Source organism: Aliivibrio fischeri, from assembly GCF_009727955.1.
Taxonomy (GTDB): Bacteria; Pseudomonadota; Gammaproteobacteria; order Enterobacterales; family Vibrionaceae; genus Aliivibrio; species Aliivibrio fischeri_A.
Genome location: NZ_WOBR01000004.1, coordinates 682,157 through 700,300 on the forward strand (window position 1 = coordinate 682,157; position 18,144 = coordinate 700,300).

General features: G+C 40.9%; 9 protein-coding genes and 1 pseudogene. All 10 read right to left on the reverse strand.

Annotated elements, in window-relative coordinates; genetic code table 11:
• Positions 1–123: 123 nt before the first annotated feature.
• Positions 124–3,573: an SNF2-related protein gene (locus tag GNP81_RS06555; RefSeq protein ID WP_336495421.1), complete on the reverse strand. Its 3,450-nt coding sequence runs from the start codon at positions 3,571–3,573 to the stop codon at positions 124–126.
• Complete coding sequence (locus GNP81_RS06560) at positions 3,564–5,015, reverse strand: EH signature domain-containing protein (RefSeq protein ID WP_336495422.1); 1,452 nt, start codon at positions 5,013–5,015, stop codon at positions 3,564–3,566. The genes GNP81_RS06555 and GNP81_RS06560 overlap by 10 nt, the downstream gene beginning before the upstream one ends.
• Positions 5,012–5,746: an OmpA/MotB family protein gene (locus tag GNP81_RS06565; RefSeq protein ID WP_155674416.1), complete on the reverse strand. Its 735-nt coding sequence runs from the start codon at positions 5,744–5,746 to the stop codon at positions 5,012–5,014. The genes GNP81_RS06560 and GNP81_RS06565 overlap by 4 nt, the downstream gene beginning before the upstream one ends.
• Positions 5,739–7,859, reverse strand: coding sequence for an anti-phage ZorAB system protein ZorA (gene zorA / locus GNP81_RS06570; protein ID WP_155674415.1), 2,121 nt, complete (start codon positions 7,857–7,859; stop codon positions 5,739–5,741). The genes GNP81_RS06565 and zorA overlap by 8 nt, the downstream gene beginning before the upstream one ends.
• Before the next feature lie 55 nt (positions 7,860–7,914).
• Positions 7,915–10,986 carry a type I restriction endonuclease subunit R gene (locus GNP81_RS06575; RefSeq protein WP_155674414.1) on the reverse strand — a complete coding sequence of 1,024 codons (3,072 nt, stop codon included), beginning with the start codon at positions 10,984–10,986 and terminating at the stop codon, positions 7,915–7,917.
• A 38-nt stretch (positions 10,987–11,024) separates the two neighbouring features.
• Complete coding sequence (locus tag GNP81_RS06580; RefSeq protein WP_155674413.1) at positions 11,025–13,013, reverse strand: DUF262 domain-containing protein; 1,989 nt, start codon at positions 13,011–13,013, stop codon at positions 11,025–11,027.
• A complete protein-coding gene (locus GNP81_RS06585) occupies positions 13,006–14,424 on the reverse strand; it encodes a DUF262 domain-containing protein (RefSeq protein WP_155674412.1) in 1,419 nt (472 codons plus the stop codon). Before GNP81_RS06585 ends, GNP81_RS06580 begins: the two co-directional genes overlap by 8 nt.
• The gene (locus tag GNP81_RS19495; protein WP_336495431.1) at positions 14,425–15,000 is read right to left on the reverse strand and encodes a restriction endonuclease subunit S; all 576 of its coding nucleotides are present in this window, start codon (positions 14,998–15,000) and stop codon (positions 14,425–14,427) included.
• 108 nt (positions 15,001–15,108) lie between these two features.
• Positions 15,109–15,699: pseudogene (locus GNP81_RS19500) on the reverse strand (restriction endonuclease subunit S domain-containing protein); the annotation flags it as partial.
• 61 nt (positions 15,700–15,760) lie between these two features.
• The gene (locus tag GNP81_RS06595; protein WP_155674410.1) at positions 15,761–18,142 is read right to left on the reverse strand and encodes a type I restriction-modification system subunit M; all 2,382 of its coding nucleotides are present in this window, start codon (positions 18,140–18,142) and stop codon (positions 15,761–15,763) included.
• Between the last annotated feature and the right edge of the window lie 2 nt (positions 18,143–18,144).

The following is an 18,144-nucleotide window of genomic DNA, read 5'->3' on the forward strand; positions in this document are numbered from 1 at the left end:
CAACAAATCGCAGATACAAAAAAGCCCACACTAGGTGGACTTCTTCGTTTAATTTAAATTTTAAACCATACTTTTCTAATTAATATAGTGCTTTTAAAAAATGGAAACTTTAGTCATAAATACCTACACCTTAAGCCTCCGCTTTTCGAGGCGAGTTAATACATCTTTGTAAGTCACTTTGTTCTCATCAAGATATTTTAATAACTTAGCTCTATCGATAATCTCAACACCACACGTCTTAGCAATATCATCAGTTCTCTTCGCTAATGATGGTGAGTTAGTCACAAAAACTAAACGGTCGAAAGTTTTCTGCATTTCTGATTCATAAATCGGCTTAGCAGAGTGAATCTCTTGTATTCCTTTATATCCATCGTATCTTCGTTGCGTGTATTTAGCCTGCATTAAGATATTACCAGACTGAGTAAGGATGACTCCATCAGCTCCATGGTCAGCACCTGCATTCGTTAACCACGCGTTATCACTGCAATAATGCTGTGACAAGAGCGTCAAACATAAAGCTTCAAATTGCTGCCAACTTAATTTATCCAACTCCTCAGATGTTATACGCTTATTTATAAGTTCCCCAGAAATACTGCCACCTACACCAGATGGTTGCGGCACAACATCTTCTGGAGTAACAACAGCATCTTTTAATAAAGTTTTCTGCGTTAACAGCCTATGAAGGTTGACATCAAACGACTCCAGTTGAGGATGATGTAATAAAGGAATATAAATATGAACATCTTTTTTTTGCCCAATTCGATACACTCGATCGGTGGCTTGAGCTTCTTTAGCTGGATTCCAGTGTCTCTCTAGGTGGACAACATGATTTGCACCAACGACAGTTAAACCAACACCAGCAGCAACTGGTGACATCACAATCAAATTAAAGCCTTCTCTAGCTTCAAAATCAGTAATCATTGATTTACGCGTAGGAACTGACTTTCTTTTAGCAACTGCTTTAGCATCTCCATTAATCACTGAAAGTGGTCCTAAACCATAGATTTGACCAAGAGTAATACTTAAAAAGCTTTGTAATCGCTTATTTACCACGAAAATAATGCACTTTTCTTGTCTGCTCCGTACTCGGTCTAAAGTCTCAAGTAAAGAAACTAGTTTTCCTGATTCACCATATAACGCTCGTGATAATTTAGCATTTTTAGGGATATCAAGACGACCTCCATCACTTAACCTAGGATGTAACGAACTGTCTCTTAGCCTCATCAAAGTGGTAAGTGCATGACTATCTTCATTCTCGAGTTGATTACTAATGATTCCTTCGTAAACATCTCTCTGGTAGCCAACCATTGTCGACTTCAATTCTTCTAAAAACTTCCAGTTTTCGAATTCTCCGCCAGCATACATATGTTTTAGAGGTAAACCTTTAAGATTGTCCTCTTTGATGCGTCTCAACATCAATGCCCCAACAGCTATACGAAGTTCTCTTCCAAGTCTAGCTCTTGTTTCTTCAACCTCATCACCAGCAGCTTTAAGAATTGGCGAAATAAAACGAGTACGGAATTCTTGATAGCTACCCAGATACCCTGGGCAAGCTGTATCCATTAAACACCAAAAGTCGGCTAAGCTATTTTCTACAGGTGTACCTGTAGCAACTAATTTAAAATCAGCTTTTAGTCCTTTGGCTGCACGAGTTTGAAGTGCATTAGGATTCTTAATATTCTGAGCTTCATCGAAAACCACAATCCCCCAGTCAATTAAACACATAGAGAACTGATAATCACGTAAAGTTTGATATGTTGTGATAACCAAACGCTCTGGTAAATCTAAACGTTCTGGTCCAAAGTGTTTTCCAACTTTTAATGAATACTTGGGTTCTAAGCTGTCATCAGATCCACTCTGACTTCTGATCTCCACACCACCCATTCGATAATCATTTAACTCAGCAGCTGATTGCAAGATGACCACATCGTTGAATGGTGAGTGTGTAAAAGTTTTATCTACTTCATCCTTCCAGTTTTCTAATAAACTCAAAGGAGCAACAATCAGTGTAGGCTTTCTAGTTTCACTACTAATTTTCTGTCGTTGATAAATATGTTCGATTGCAGATAAAGCCATAAAGGTCTTACCTAACCCCATGTCATCTGCTAACAAGGCTCCGCTAATTTTCGAGTCTGATGAGCCTTTTTGTTCAACACCTAAAATCCAACGAACACCAATATCCTGATGTGGATAAGGTGTCCGCTTGTGGTTATCCCAATTTAACTCGCCATCCCATGAAATGTCAGAAATAAGTTGTTCGACTTTATGAGAATTTTCTGACAGTTCTTCATCATTTAAATCAATATCAACAACATGTATTTCTGAACTTTCCGATTCCGTCTTAGCATCTTCTGGGTCATCTTGGCTCGAGCTATCTACATTAGAGTTCGATATTTTATGGCCAATTTCTTTTAAAACCTTATCAACAGCAACAGGATCACTGATATCGTATGATTTACCTTCATAGTCAAAAACGGTTGCTCCAGTTTGTTGAGCATCTTCAATCTTCTTGGCCACGTTATCAAGAGTAGCTCTATCACGAATACTATCAGTCAACTTAGATATTGAATTGATTACATCAGATGCAGAGGAGACTCCAAACCAATCAATGCCTGATTCATCGGTCTCTCCAAAATAGGCGTGCTTAAATACTGTCGCGCCATGAACCCTGATAGAAAAACCTAAATCAAGATCGACTAAGCTCGCATCAATATATGCTGTAGGGTTCTCCAAGAACGCTTTAACTTGTTTTTGAGGTATTACTCTGTTGCTAATAACTTCTTTTACAGCCATGAGCTTTTCTTCAGAAAACAAGACTATTTCATCACCCACTTTCAGAGTAACCGCGTTGTCGCTTTGCAACTGTCCCAGAACCTTTTGAATCGACTCATGGCTCGCGCTTTGCCCCATGTTTGGCGTCAATATCAGCTCGCCTTGAGAATTCAGTTCTGCTTCTACTGTGATTTTATTTGGCGTCAGTATTCTTAGCTTTTCAAAGTGCTTTAGATTCAACTTACAACCACTCTTTTGAGCCTCTTGTAAAGAGTGTAGGTAAAGTAAGTTATCGTATTCAGATCGAGCAGACTTTTCATGGGCTTTATGTGCGTTAAAGACCATAAGCTGCTCGGGCGTTAACAGGTACTGCTCATTTTGACTAAACCGAATGAAAGGACCGTCCACTGTATAATTTAGCGTTGTTCGACCTTGCTTGGTTGTTACCGAAAGGTCAATGTTAAAGGTAGGTGTGCTAGCTTTTCCTTGAATATCAGCGTCAACGTTCCCTTTCCAAACCGGAGGTAAGCTAAACAAGTCTCTCAAATCAGAATCGAGTCTGACCGCTGTATCGGCAGGCATAATAAAGCCATCTGGGAATGAGCTTACATCACCCTGCTCTTCAAGCATTCTAAGTGCAACATATTGCGCTGTTATCCACTCATCAGCTTTACCAGCTTTAATTTTCTCTATGGTTTTCTTGGAAGTAGTAAAATCAAGGCTATCATCACAGACTAACTCAAATTGAGATGACTTATCTAAACCAGAAAAAAACTTACTGATTAAAGAGGTTAACTCCACTCTCGCACCCCATAACGTTGTTTAAAATCAATATAATCTTCATTGGAAAGCACGTCTTTAGGCGTCAGTTTAATCCCTAACCCTCTTAATGCTGTAAGTGCTTTTCGTTGCCATGAATAGCCTGCTGGAGAATGTGTTATTTTTGCTACAGCTCCAGACGATAATCGCGTCATCTGATTATTAATCCCACTGGTTAGTTGAGAATATGTTGGCCTATCAATGTTATAGTTAAAAACACAAACGGAAGGGTCAAGATAGCGGTACAACCACAAATAACAACTATGGCTTCCCTCCACCATGTGTGCACCATTCATTTGTACATAAATTATGGATTTATCACCATCTTTAACTGTAGAGAAATTTGGCAAATGCTTCGGATCGTAATTTTTCTTCAAGTACCTTGCTGCATCCTGACTCAAATAGAGCCGGGTATTTAAAATAACCCCCGCATCAAACATCCCCTCTAAAAAACTTCTCCTAGATGGGTACATCCTCTGTAGCTCGTAATTAAATGAAGAGTATGAATAATCTTCCAACGCTTCCAAGAACAACTTTAAATCTAGTTTTGATAACCATCCACGAACAGCTTGAATCAGGTTTAATTCTAATCCCTTCCACCACTTTATGTATCTTGGGTTTGAACTTGGCACTCGTGGATCACCACCAATTGCTAGGATCACATTCATCCAAGACTCACTAATGTGAGAACCTATCGAGCGGCCAATCAAAATTCTAAGAATTTGATGCCCTAGCAAGCTTTCAGAATCATATAGAGAATCAAAAACAATCTCTTTTTGAACTTCCGCTAAAAGAGGGTGATCTTGCCCCAATGGTATCGTATTTAACTGCTCAATATAGTAAATACCTTTAGCTGCCGTCAGATAACGACCATTTGCATAGCGTTCTAGCTTCATCTCCGCAATTAAATGATCAAAATCCACATCCCTTTGGATAGCTCTTTCTGCAAGCCATTTAGGGCCATTGATTGACAATATATTTGCATCAAACTGTTCATTATTACCTCTACGTCTTTTAGCATCCAACAGCCAGTCTGCCGTAGCTTCCAAGTCTGCCAGTCGATCATATTCTGATAAGAAATGTTGATAAAAAGACTCTATAACTAATGAGCTTGGCTTTTTTACAATTTCAGTGATCTTATTAAGCAATCGACGCGTAAAGCTGACATTTTTCTTCGCATCCGTATGTAACGAGAGAGCTAAAGCACGAACGTGTATTGAACTATCCAAAACGTCTTCAACTCTTTTTTTAGAGGCCAGCGCGTTACATACCTCTCCATATGCTGTTCTAAATTTATTATTCTCAATACCAGCACTCTTAGACAACACTTCTAACTGATTCGATAGACGTGCAAAATCCTTGATGGCTTGACCAAAAGGATTAGCTGGTAAACTAACTTTGAGCTTTTTTATATTTAAACTCACTGCCCAACAATCCTCTCAAGTTCAGCAATCGATGGCTTCTTAACTGTAAATCGAATATCTATACGCCTGTTCTGACTCTTTTCTTGCTGATTCGACTCTTGTAGATTGGCACGCCTTGTCGCTGCATAGCCGCTAACAGAGAACAGTTTTGCATGATATGCGTTTTCTAAATCACCGAGTTTAGGCGTTAAGCTCAGTTCATTTTGCCAGACATTCCAGACAGATATTGCTCGATCAGTAGATAACCCCCAGTTCCCTTTCCCTCTGTAATGGATACGATCGCTATCGGTATGCCCCTCAATAAAAACGGTATCGAGATATTGAAAGCGCGCTTTCTTCTGAATTGCAGAATGAAGAACAACACCTATGTCCTTAACTGCTTGCTCTATGATTGCATCGTTCGGAATTGATGATTTACCTGATGCAAAAGTCAGTGTGCTTTCTGGGATCCGAATTACCGTATCGTTATCAGCAATTTCAACAATTACGTTTCTCTTCGCCAATTCATCTCGAACGTCATAAATAATGTTCTTTCTTGCTAACTCAGCTTGCTTAAGCTCTTCGATACCAGCTTCAACATCATTGGTCTTTTGAGTTAATTCAATAATCAGAGCAACAGCAGCAAGTATAAATATAACGAGCAAAGCAGACATTAGATCCGAAAATGAAACCCAGTAGGGATTTTCTTCATCTACTGAGTTTTGTGTATGCGAACGAATACCTCTACGCATGTTGGCTCACTTTATCTTGAATTTCATCAACAACACTAGAGATAGCTCTAACTGCAGTATTCATACTCTCTGCATACTGTGTACTGCTATTAGCCCAAATTTTAAGATGCTCAGCCGTTTGTCCGTTAGCTTGTTCTGCATAATCTTCAAGAAGTTGAGTCATTTGCTCCGTTAACTCTTTAACATTGCGCTTCATTTCTGAAGTTAATTCGTTCAGGTTCTCCTTTTGTTCTGTAAGGAATTCATTCTGATTAGTACGAAGCGTACTAAACGACTGCTCAGCACTACTCAGCATACTGTTTATTTGATCTGCAATCGCACCAAACTTGCTTGTATCTTCCAGCAACTGATCTCTTAGCGATTGAATTCGCACAACGCCTAGCTGATTTTGTTCTGCTAAATCCTTAGTGCTATTGACCGCTTCAGTAACAGCACCAGATAATTTATTGCCAGCTTCTTTAATATTAGAACCGAACACATTCATGCTATCAGCGGCAGTTCTTAACTCGTTTGCAGATTGCTGCATACTCTCTGTAGCTCGAGCTGATGCCGAAACAGAAGAATCAATGCTGTTTTGCAATTGTTTACCTTGCTCAATAATATTATTAGATGTGATTTGTTGCGATTCAGTCGCCGCTTTCACTTGAGCTAGAAGCTCATCAGTTCCAGCTTTCATCGCCTGTGTTTGATTCACAAATATATCATTACGCTCTTTTTCCATTTTGCTAGCCACCCCATCACGTTCGGAGAACGTTTGGGTAAGTTGACCAACTTGATTTTGAACAAAATCGGTCAACACTTGGCTTTGTGCTGAAACATTTTCTACTAAATCTTTAATCGTACTTTCCATGGAGGAAGCCAATTTCTGTTCACGCTCAGAAGCAGCTGATTCTCTTTTAGTAAGCTGTTCGCCTAACTCGGAGACTTGTTTTTCTACGAACTCGGTTAGAATACGTTTTTGCTCATTACCCTGAGTAATTAGCTCAGAAACTTGTACTGAAATGGTTGAAATCAGTTCTTTCTCTCTTTCTGAAGATGCACTTTGCTGAACTTCCAATTTATTGACGAAAGCAGCCATCGAAGTACTCATTGATTCTAGCGTCTTATTTACGTTTTGAGACGCTGAATCCATCGCCACACGTTGCTGTTCACCTTGTTGACCAAAACCATCCATGAAGGATTGAAGAACGCTTTCAAGTGCTTTTTGATTGCCGTCTGACGTTTCATCAACAAGCTTATTTATAGCTGGGGCCATAATTTTTTCCAGACTACTCTCAAGACCTTGTTGAATACCCTGTGTAGCTTGAACAAGCGATTCCTGCATTTTTTCACCAATTTTTTCAGCAAGTCCTTGTAAACTTTCTCGAGATTGCTGGCTGTTATTGGCAATAGATTGCAATTGATATTCCGCACTTAATCGAGGGAACATCCTATCTATACGGTTTTGCAAACACTTAATTTTCTTTCTAATTACTTGCTCAAGTATTTTCTCAAAAAAGTTGAATGCAACACTAAGTAAGACACCCCAAACAGATGTCATAAATGCGATTTTTGCACCATTAATCACCCCAGCAACGCCGTTTTTCATTTCATTGACATCAACGTTGCCCGCAATGTTTAGATCTGAAAGCCCTAGCTGCAAACCGACAAAAGTACCTATAACACCCAGTGCCGTTAAAAATCCGGGCACCGCTGCAATCATTCGGTTTTCAGTGCTACCACCAGCTAAGCTTGAGCTATTAAAAAAGTAGTCGGCATCAAATGTGTTATGCAATCGAACCACATCGTCAGCCCCCTTTACTTCGAGTAATGTTTCATCAAATTCAAGCCATAAGTGCCCTACTGAATCTTTCTTTTTTTCTGCTCTAAAAATCAAATCGTTTCGAACACCTGACGGAGTCGACTTCTCCGCATCATCCAGAGACTTGTTAAGCCAAACTACTCGTAGTATTGCCCGAACAAATGCAACTACTGAGCAAATTAAGAAAAATAGAGCGACGCCCCATAAAATAACCACAAACAAAGCACTCAATTGCTCAGGTGTTTGAGGTGGTATTACATTTAGACCGCTCAAGTCTGGCCATAAGCTGGAAAGATTAAGGCTATTAGTCATTCAAATTATTTCCAAAATTAGTTATTTAATAAAAATATTCTTTAGTATTGGGACTTTACATCCCAACCATACGCTGCATGCTTTGCGTCCAAGACGCTTTAAAAGCAGGATCTTGCGCAAACAGCTTATAGAGTTCTAATTCGTCTTTACGGCGTTGAAGCATGATTTCTTTCAACATTTTATCAAACGCTAGCTCTCGCGTATGAGGGTCTGCATTGTTTTGATATTTAGCTTCGAAGTCTGGGTGATTTCGGATACTCTCAGCAATGTTCACAAACTTAACTCGTTGCTCTTCTGGTGTTGCGCTCCAACCTTGGAACCAACGTTCGTTAAAGATTTGGATGATCTCATCTAACGGGTCTTTTTCACTTTCAGGACCATGAGCTCCGCGCGGGTTCGGGTTTTGAGGATCTAACTCAGTTTCAGAGTCATCTAGCTCGATTGAATGATTAAGCTTAACCCTTTGTAACCCATAAGAGCTCAAATCGACTGAATCTAGTAACGAATCTAGTGCTTCTTTATCTGGGTCCTCAACAGAAAGTTTTGGAATCAAGAACTTCAAGAACCAGAAGAGTTTTTCCCACTGAACAACCTCATAAGGCATAATCGATGCCATCTGACCGTAGATTTTCACAAACTGCTTGGCTTTCACTTTGAAATCGATTTTTGATTCATTCTCAAGCTCTAACTCGTGGTTAAAACGCGCTGCTGCGATGTCAATGATTGGGCTTAGGTCCTGGGCATCTCTTCCTTCAAAGAAACGCTTATTGAACTCCTCAACTTCAAACCACTCATAAACACCAGTGTCGTCCATATCATCTTTTAGCTCATGAAGAACATTAACATCTGTCGCTTCAGAAAGCGTTGTCGATGTATAGAAAGGGTCGAATGCGGTTTTGATATCATCCACTGAGTTGAAGAAATCTAACACAAACAGATCTTCCGTTTTCTTGCCGTACTTTGGCGCTGAACGGTTCAAGCGAGATAGCGCTTGCACACACAGCACACTCGCTAGTTTTTTATCCACATACATGGCACAAAGCTTCGGTTGGTCAAAGCCTGTCAAATACTTATTGGCCACAACCAACAAACGGAAAGCATCTTGATCTACATGCTTAGGGATTGGAGAATCCGGTTCCTTTAGCTTGTAGTTCACATCAAAGTAATCTTTGGTATCACCTTCAGGGAAGCCATTAAGATCGGCTTCAGTGTATTCAATACCATCGACCTCTTTGGTTCCAGAGAAGGCAATGGCAACTTTAAATGGGTTACCTATCTTATCGAGTTGCCTTCTTAGTGATCGATAATAGCGGATAGCTGACTCAATATTTTGAGTCACTACCATGCCTTTGCCTTTACCTTTTAGTTTCTTACCGTTAATCACATGCTTAATAAAATGCTCAAGCATGATCTCAGCTTTGGTATCTATCGTTTCTTGGCTTGCCTCTACATACGCTCGCAAACGCTTCTGCGCTTTTTTACTGTCGAACTCAGGGTTATCTTGGATTGATTTTTCAATCTCGTAATAACTCTTATAAGTCGTGTAGTTGGCAATAACATCGAGAATGAACCCTTCTTCGATGGCTTGTTTCATCGAGTACAAATGGAAAGGAACGTAAGTTCCGTCCGCTTGTCGCTGACCAAACTTTTCCAAAGTCGTGTTTTTTGGTGTTGCAGTGAATGCAAAATACGACGCATTTCCACGCATCTTACGTAAACGCATCGCCTGAAGGATTTTGTCCTGAGCATCTTCCTGCTCTTCCACTTCCTTTTTACCCATGGCACGGTTCATATTGTCATGAGCGGAACCTGACTGAGAGCTGTGGGCCTCATCAATAATGACTGCAAAGCGCTTATCACTTAAATCTGCAATGCCATCAATAATGAATGGGAATTTTTGAATGGTGGTAATGATGATTTTCTTACCATTCTCAAGCGCTGACTTTAGCTCAGATGATTTAAACGCAGGCGCAACAATATTCTTAACTTCTGAGAACTCTTTGATGTTGTCTCTCAGCTGTTTGTCGAGCAAACGTCGGTCTGTAACGACAATGACCGAATCAAATAAAGGCACTTCTTTCCCTCTACTCCCTGGTAGATCATCGCTGATAGGATAAGTTTCGATGAGCTGATACGCAGCCCATGTAATTGAGTTAGATTTACCTGAACCCGCTGAGTGCTGTATCAAATACGTTTGCCCAACACCATTAACTGAGCAGTGATCAACCAAGCTACGCACGACATCCATTTGGTGATATCGAGGGAAGAACAACGTTCGTTTATCCAACTGCTTTTTGCTGCTACCATCAAGACGAACAAAGTGCTGAATAATATTAGCGATGCTTTCTTTACGGAATACCTCTTGCCACAAGTAAGCCGTCTTGTGACCATATGGGTTAGTAGGGTTTCCTTTACCCAAGTTGAAGCCTTTATTGAACGGTAGGAAGAATGTCTTTTTACCTGCCAATTTGGTCGTCATATAGACTTCATCAGTATCCACTACCATGTGAACCAAACAGCGTGCAAAGTTCAACAAAGGCTGTTTTGCATCTCTATCATCACGGTACTGTTTCTGACCATGATAAGCTGCATTTTGGCCCGTCCATTGGTTTTTTAACTCAAGAGTAATCAGCGGAATACCATTGATGAAAAGTACCATATCTATTTCTTCCAATGGATTTGCATTGGAATAACAAACTTGGCGAGTCACACTAAATAAGTTGGCTGAGAAATCTTGTTTTACCTTCTCAGAGCTACTTGCAAGTGGTGCTGGATACATTAACGTTAGGAACGCGTCATCAAGTTCTAGACCCTTTTTCAGAAGTCGCAAAACACCATGGCGCTTGATCATACGATCAAAACGCTCAAGGATTTTTCTCTGCCAGTCGTGGGGGCTGGTACGTTTGAGTTTTTCTAACTCACTCGCTTGAGTATCTTCGAGAAACTGCCAAAACAAACGGGTATCTAAAGCGTACTGTTTGTCAAAGTCACTTGGAGAGCCAATAAGATAAAGCTCATTATTGTAATTAAGAGGCGCTTCACCCAGTGCTAACTCTTCTTTACAAATACCAGCTAAACCTTTTTCTATTGCGGCCTCTAGCGCCTGTTCATTTGTTTTACTAACCATAAATCCCCGTTGTTTGTTTTGATTATTCAGAGTCTTTATTAATTTTCGTAGTGCCGTTCAAAAACAGTCATCATGTCTTCTAAATGGTCATCTATCTGCTGCTTTCCCCATAGTCCCTGACCTTTTACACCGAATATCTCTCTTAATTTCAGTGCATCAAAATGGGATTTCCTATCGAAATCAATGCGCTTTTTGTCAACGTCTTGATTACTATAAGACGAGTTTTCACCCGGACTCAGTAATACTAAATTACCAAATGAGTTTAACGTTTCATATGCTAACTCACTCTTATACTCATCATTTTGAGGATGAACATGTTCTACTGAGTTTTTGGACGTAATTCGGTACTTTTTGAACTTATTTAATTCTTCAGAAGACAACGAAGATTCTGAAGCCTTCATTTGCTTCCAAATCAAGTATTCAAGTTTCTGAAACCAGTAGTGCTCGAAACTCGTCCCTAACGACTGTTCAAAGTACGTCGATTGTGATTGCCAACTCTGGTAGTTAGGTTCCAAGCCCTCAGCCAGTGCAAAGCTGGCCTCTTTTTGAGTATCAACAGACAATGACATTTTGTTGTCGATGTTTTCAAGCAGCTCTAGCGCCTCAGAGTCTTGTTTGATACTCGAACGGATCAAGCCTGAAAGAAATGGCGTTAACCAATACTGGGCGCTGCGCTCACCGGTAAAGTTGCGAACACTTTGCAAAAGCACAATATCCGTCAGCTCTTTCTGCGTTCGGTTGATGTAGTAAGTGTCATTCGACTTGCTGCGAGATTGATAAGTTAAGCCAAGCTGCGCATCTGTCGTATCGTCACGTTCAACCCATTTCACAACCAAACGGTCAAACTGGTAGCGAACCTGCCATAGCGTTTCGATGAACAGTTTTACCGATTGCTCATCACCGTTAATAAGTGGTTCAAATATCTCCAACAAGCGATCACTATGAAGGCGCGGTGCAACATCATTATGATTATTAAGCGCTAAATAGACTCGGTAAGCATGAATCAATAACAGCGGGAACTTGATGATTGGGCGACAGTAAACTGTTTCAACGTCCAGATCGTAAGTTTCAAACTTCTCTTGCTTGGTATTATCAGGAATTGAACTTGCTTTAACCTGTGATGCTAACTCAGCAATCGACAAGCCAGATGACTCCTCGGACATTTCATCTTTTGCAGCGAAGCGTTCAGCATCAAAAGATGCCAAATGTTCTGGTTCAATATGGTACCAATCCGCATTAGGAAATACTTTGCGTACATTGCGTTCAAAATAGTTTTCCAGATGCTCACACGCCACCCACATTGCATCATACTGTGCTTTGTCAGTATGAATATGTTTGAACAGCTTCGCCTTTAAAATGTCCGCTTGCTCTAATTGAATACCAGCGGTGTTCATGGTGGCGAACAATCGGTTTAAGTCCATTTGTGTTGGAACAACATTGTTCACCCATTGAACTTGGCGGTAGAGGTAATCCCCCATTGCTTCAGCACTCACCAAACCGTCTGATTTGAGCTTCTCTACCTCTTTGGTCAATACATCTAACGCCACGCCCATCTGTTTCAAATAAGCGTTGTCGGCGATCGTTTCCTTAGACGGCACTTGATAGTTCTTAAGCCCTGCTAGGCCACCTAAAAGTTGCTGAACTTGCTCACGAATTGAGAACTGGAGACGAGGCTTATCTTCACCGTTACTCGATGTATAAACAGCAAGACCTGCAAGATCAGATTTAATCCCTGCGTATTTAAAAGCAATGGTCATGAGCATTAGCGTTGTCGTACGCTGCTGACCATCGATCAACTCATAGATTCGCTCTCCATCTTGTTCAATGCGAGACGACAGGATGGTGCCGATAAAGTAGTTTGGCTCTTTTAATCGACACGCTTCTTTAATATCTCTAAACAGCAGCAAGACATCATCATCTGACCAGACATAAGGACGCTGATAGCTAGGAATAGAAAACTGGTAGTTGTCGGTATAGATTTTCTCGAGCGTCAAAAGCTCAGTTTGCACCGATAAATGATCACCCATATTTTGCTCCTAACGCAGAGATGTGTTGGCTAAATGCAGGGCCAAATTGATTGGCATAATCTTGCTTGTCTATATCAAGGCCAAAGTATTGAGATACTTTTTCTACGAAACGTTTTTTAACGCTGTTTTTATTTTCTTCAAAGCCACTTTTGTCCACCGACAACTTAAAACCATCAAGCTGTGCGAAACACTGCTCTGGGGTATAGCTCATCGCAATCCAATCCAGCACTGGGGTTTCTTTTACGAAAGCAGGAACCGATTTCTCTTTTACTGCTTTCTGGTTCTCGACTCGGCGAGAATAAACCACACGAAATAGCTTTTTCGCTGCTATCTCTAGGCTTTGCTGCCCATGCTGGCTGATGTAAAGCAGCAAGCAAGCGTCATAAAGCTGTTTAAGATAACTGCAGCCATCAAGTTGACACACCAGCTTTTGATAGAACTCGTAAAAACCTACAAGCTCACCTTGAGTTGAGTTTTTCAGCAAATAGGTTTGGCGCAGTTTCTCAAAATATTGCAAATAATGGATGGTATTGGCGCCACTATTTAACGGCTGACGCAACTCGTAACCGACTTGAGGCTGAGCCAAGCTCTCACCGCCATTTGGCATGTAAGTGCGAGCAATTCGTCCAAAAGCAATATCGTCGCCTTTGCCTGTGTGCTCTGCCAGTTCAGTGACAATACTATTTCGCACTTGCTGAGTTTGGTTGTGCAGCGGGTAGTCTCGGAAGTTCAGATATTGCCAATAGCGACCGCGCAGCAAAATATCGACCACTGAGTTTAAATCCCCAAGCGCCTCCCAGCGGGTGGCAAAGGCGTTTACTGCAGATTTGTCTTTTTCATCCACCGCTCGAAGATGGTGAGCTTTTATAATATCTGGTCCACCTAATCGCACTCCGCCCGTGTTTTGGGTTTCAAAAAAGCGGTAGGCTTCATCTTCGCTATCTGTTACCACCAAGGTGATGTTGATTTGTGCAAAATCGATATCAGCCAATGAAGCTTCTTGGGTAAACAGCCAACCAAGATTGTGTTTGATTTGCTGCTGACTCTCTGGCGACTCGTAAACTAGCTTAAGATCGGCATGTTTATTGGCTAAATAAGAGATCAAAGCCATTGTGGTCAGGCGTTGCTGACCATCGATGACATTCAGCTTGCCACCTTGTTGATGCAAAATGACACTGCCCAAATAAAATGGGCAATGCTCCGTTTCAGGCTTACCAACTAGCTCTTGATTATGAAGCTTAAAGTCATTTAACAAACGTGTTATTTGCTCTTCATTCCAGCGATAGGGACGTTGATATTCAGGGATGGCAAGCATCCCGTGAACGTATTTTTCAACCTTACCGTCTGAAGCTAAAACCGGCACACCAGAAAACAGCTTTTCTAGTGTGCAGCTGGCAACAACAACCGCCATTTATGCAAGCTCCGTCACTTTAATTTTGCCAGTAACCGCACTGTTGATCAGAGTGTTTTTGTATTCTTTAAGCTTGGCGATTTGTTCCGTAACCAAAGCCAATGACTGATCTGTTTTTGCACTCACCCTGTCTACAAAATCAGCTATTTGAATTTGTTCTTCTCTTGGTGGAAAAGCGATATGACAATCACCAAGAGCTTGTGTATTCAAATTGTAATTCCCCGCCGATGTACGAGCACTGTAGGTTAAAGCACCTCGAACAGAGAAAGAGTTCATTGTATGGATTAGGAAGCTTGGCTCAATATTGCTTTTCGGAGTCAACTTAATTAAGTAAGACGCAAACAAACACAAATCGTCGGCATCAACGATAGCACTTTTTCCAACCAATGCAGGGTTGCCATTTGTTCTAATTATCAAAATATCATTTTTACTTAGCGAGTATTTTTTTGTCTCATCTGAACTAAGATTGGCATATTTAAGGTCTGATAAATTGATCGTAATTTCATCTATATTAGGAATTCTCAATACAGGTGTTCCCGATTCTAGAGAATTACAATCAACAGATGTCCCGTACATAAAACCATGAGAAACAAACTTTAGTTTCTTTGTATCCCAATGTTCTGGAATATCACCTATCCAGTCCACTCCCGAATCTTTCACCGGTACATCAGGATTCAAACCTTGCGTCACAGCTTGCTGAATGATGATTTGCTTGCGTTCTTTCAACAGCTCAATTTGCTTTTGTTTGATTGCGATCGCTTCGTCGATTTGCGATGTTTTCTTATCCAAAAACTCTATTATTAGGTTCTGCTCTTTGAAGTCAGGAAAACCTAATTTCATGTCAAAAAACATATCAGCATAAAAGCGTAGACGTGAAGAATGTAGCCCCGTTGAAACCTTGTTGTAATGTTCAATATATTTGGGCGTCTTTAACAAATACTCTAAAAATTTTAAATTAAACTCATTAGGTCTCTTAGTTCTAAACACACCATATGATGGGCTGACTATTCCCTCTAGATTTGAAACTCCTAACGCCCCCATCCATGCCCACATAATGTTCATAACTAAGTCTCCAGGCTTACACAATTTAGAGCCTGTATAATCCTCAGCTTGAAACATGGTCACGTTTTTTTCGGAACGGCGACTAACACCAGTAAGGTGTGATACTGACAATAACTCTTCATTCCCTTCAATAGAGCGCTCATTCACTTCGTTGAACAAAAATTTGGCTTTTTTAACGATCCAATGAGTGGGAATATCACCAATCCAACCAATTTCTGTAGCTGAGTAAGATTCATACTTAGGTATCTGTGAAATCGTAATATCGCTCATCTACCTACCCTTTAACCTTAGCCACAGAGACACCTAAAATGTCAGCAATCAAACCTTCCGCTTTTTGCTCAAGCGCAATAATGTCGCTCGCCACTTCATCCATTGAACGCAGTGGTTTATGGCGATAGAAGTGCTTGTTAAAGCTGATCTCATAGCCAATCTTGACGGATTCAAGGTTCACCCAAGCTTCATCAACATGCGGTTTTACTTCGTCAAGGAAGTATTGATAGATGCTCTGTTCTAGTGGTACAGATTCGCTGTCACGCAGATCTGAACTTGACTCATAAGTCACGAACTCATTGTGATTACCCGTTGGGTAGTAACCGAAATCGGGCAGATCTTGCATCTCGCATTCGTAGTTTTCTAGCAAGTCATCTAACTTGTCTTGCTTGAGCTTAGCGACTTTCTTGATGACTTTTTCTGCATTTTCGTCATACCAGCTTACCGCATCAACAATGGCTTTTTTCTCAGTTGCCGCGAGTTTAAGACCGAGTGATTTAAGCTCTGCATCTACTAATTGTTTGAACTGATTAAAGTCGTTGTAAACTTCATCACCAATCTTGCTATGTAATTGACTCGCTGCATTAACCAGTGTGCGCTGTTTAATCCAGTTTTTGGTATCCAGCAACTTCGTTTTTGCTGCTTTGTTTAGGCTGATATCGTTTTCTTCACACCACTTAGTGATCTCTTTTTCAATGTCTTTAACAAACCTAGCGTCATAGACTTGCTCGCCATATTCGGCGTACAAGTACTCCATCACTTCACGCAGCGATTTTTCATAACGTAGCGGTTCAATTAGGTCTGCGCGGAATTGAGCACTGCGGCGGTCTGGGCGCTCAATATTTACTTTGTGGTAGCCAAAATCTTGGTTTTTGAAAACTTTGGCCGCAATACCAACCGAATCGCCTTTCTCATCGATGGCACGTTCAACAGATTGGTTATCTAGATAAGTCGAGACAATTTCTGCAATGTGCTCTGGTGAGAACTCACAGTTCTTGTTACCCAAGTTCTTACGCAACTTACGAAACAGTAAGCTTGCATCAATTAGCTGTACCTTCCCTTGGCGGCTTTCAGGCTTGTTGTTATTTAGAAGCCAGATATAGGTGGTAATACCCGTGTTGTAGAACAGGTTGTTTGGCAACTGAACTATCGCATCCAGGATGTCATTCTCGATGATGAAACGACGAATATTACTTTCACCACTGCCGGCATCACCCGTAAACAAGCTTGAACCATTGTGAACAGAAGCAATACGAGCACCTAGTGGGCTCACTTGCGGCGATTTCATTTTAGTAACCATTTCCATAAGGAACAGTAACTGGCCGTCGCTTGAACGAGGGATCGCATCTTGTTCAGCTTCAACACCCCAGTAGTCTTTTAACTTCACTTTAAAGCGACCATCTACGACATCTTTACCGTCTTTGATGTGCTTTTGTTCACTCGCCCAGCTCTTACCGTAAGGTGGGTTCGAGAGTATAAAGTCAAAACGTTCTGACGAGAATTCATCGGTAGAAAGGGTCGAACCAACACGGATGTTTTCTGGGTTGTTACCTTTGATCATCATATCTGACTTACAGATGGCGTAAGTCTCATCGTTGATCTCTTTACCGTAAAGGTAGATATCACGGTTTGATACTGGGTACTTCTCTTCTACAAAGTTCTGTGTTTCTGTCAGCATACCGCCACTACCACATGCAGGGTCATACACTGTGATTGAAAGTGGTAAATTGTCTTTGATTGGGTCAAAGACGAGGTGCGTCATCAGCTCGATAACTTCACGCGGAGTAAAGTGCTCACCCGCCTCTTCGTTGTTCTCTTCGTTGAATTTACGGATCAACTCTTCAAAAACATAACCCATACCAAGGTTGCTAAGTGCTGGTAGTTTGTTGCCCTCAGGATCTTCTTTCACCTCAGGCGTTAAGTTGATGTAAGGCGAGACGAATTTCTCAACCACATCTAGCAGAACGTCTTTTCCCGCCATGTGGCGGATTTGAGCTTTCAGGTTAAAGCACTCAACAATCTCTTTTACGTTGTCGCTAAAACCGTTGAGGTAATCTTCGAAGTTAGCCAATAGAATCTGTTGGTTATTGGTCGCAGTGTTAAACAGCGTTTGCAGAGTCCACTTGGACGTGTTGTAGAACACATAACCTGATGCAGCACATAACGGAGCATCATCAAGCTCAGTTTCATCCATCTCTTCTTTTTGGAATTTAACTTCTTCCAATACTGCTTCTTTTGATGGTTCTAAAAGCGTATCTAGACGACGTAACACCACCATAGGCAAGATAACGTCGCGGTATTTACCACGAACATAGACATCACGAAGGCAGTCGTCGGCAATCGACCAAATAAATGAAACGAGTTTGTTATGTGCTGAGTGGTCCATAG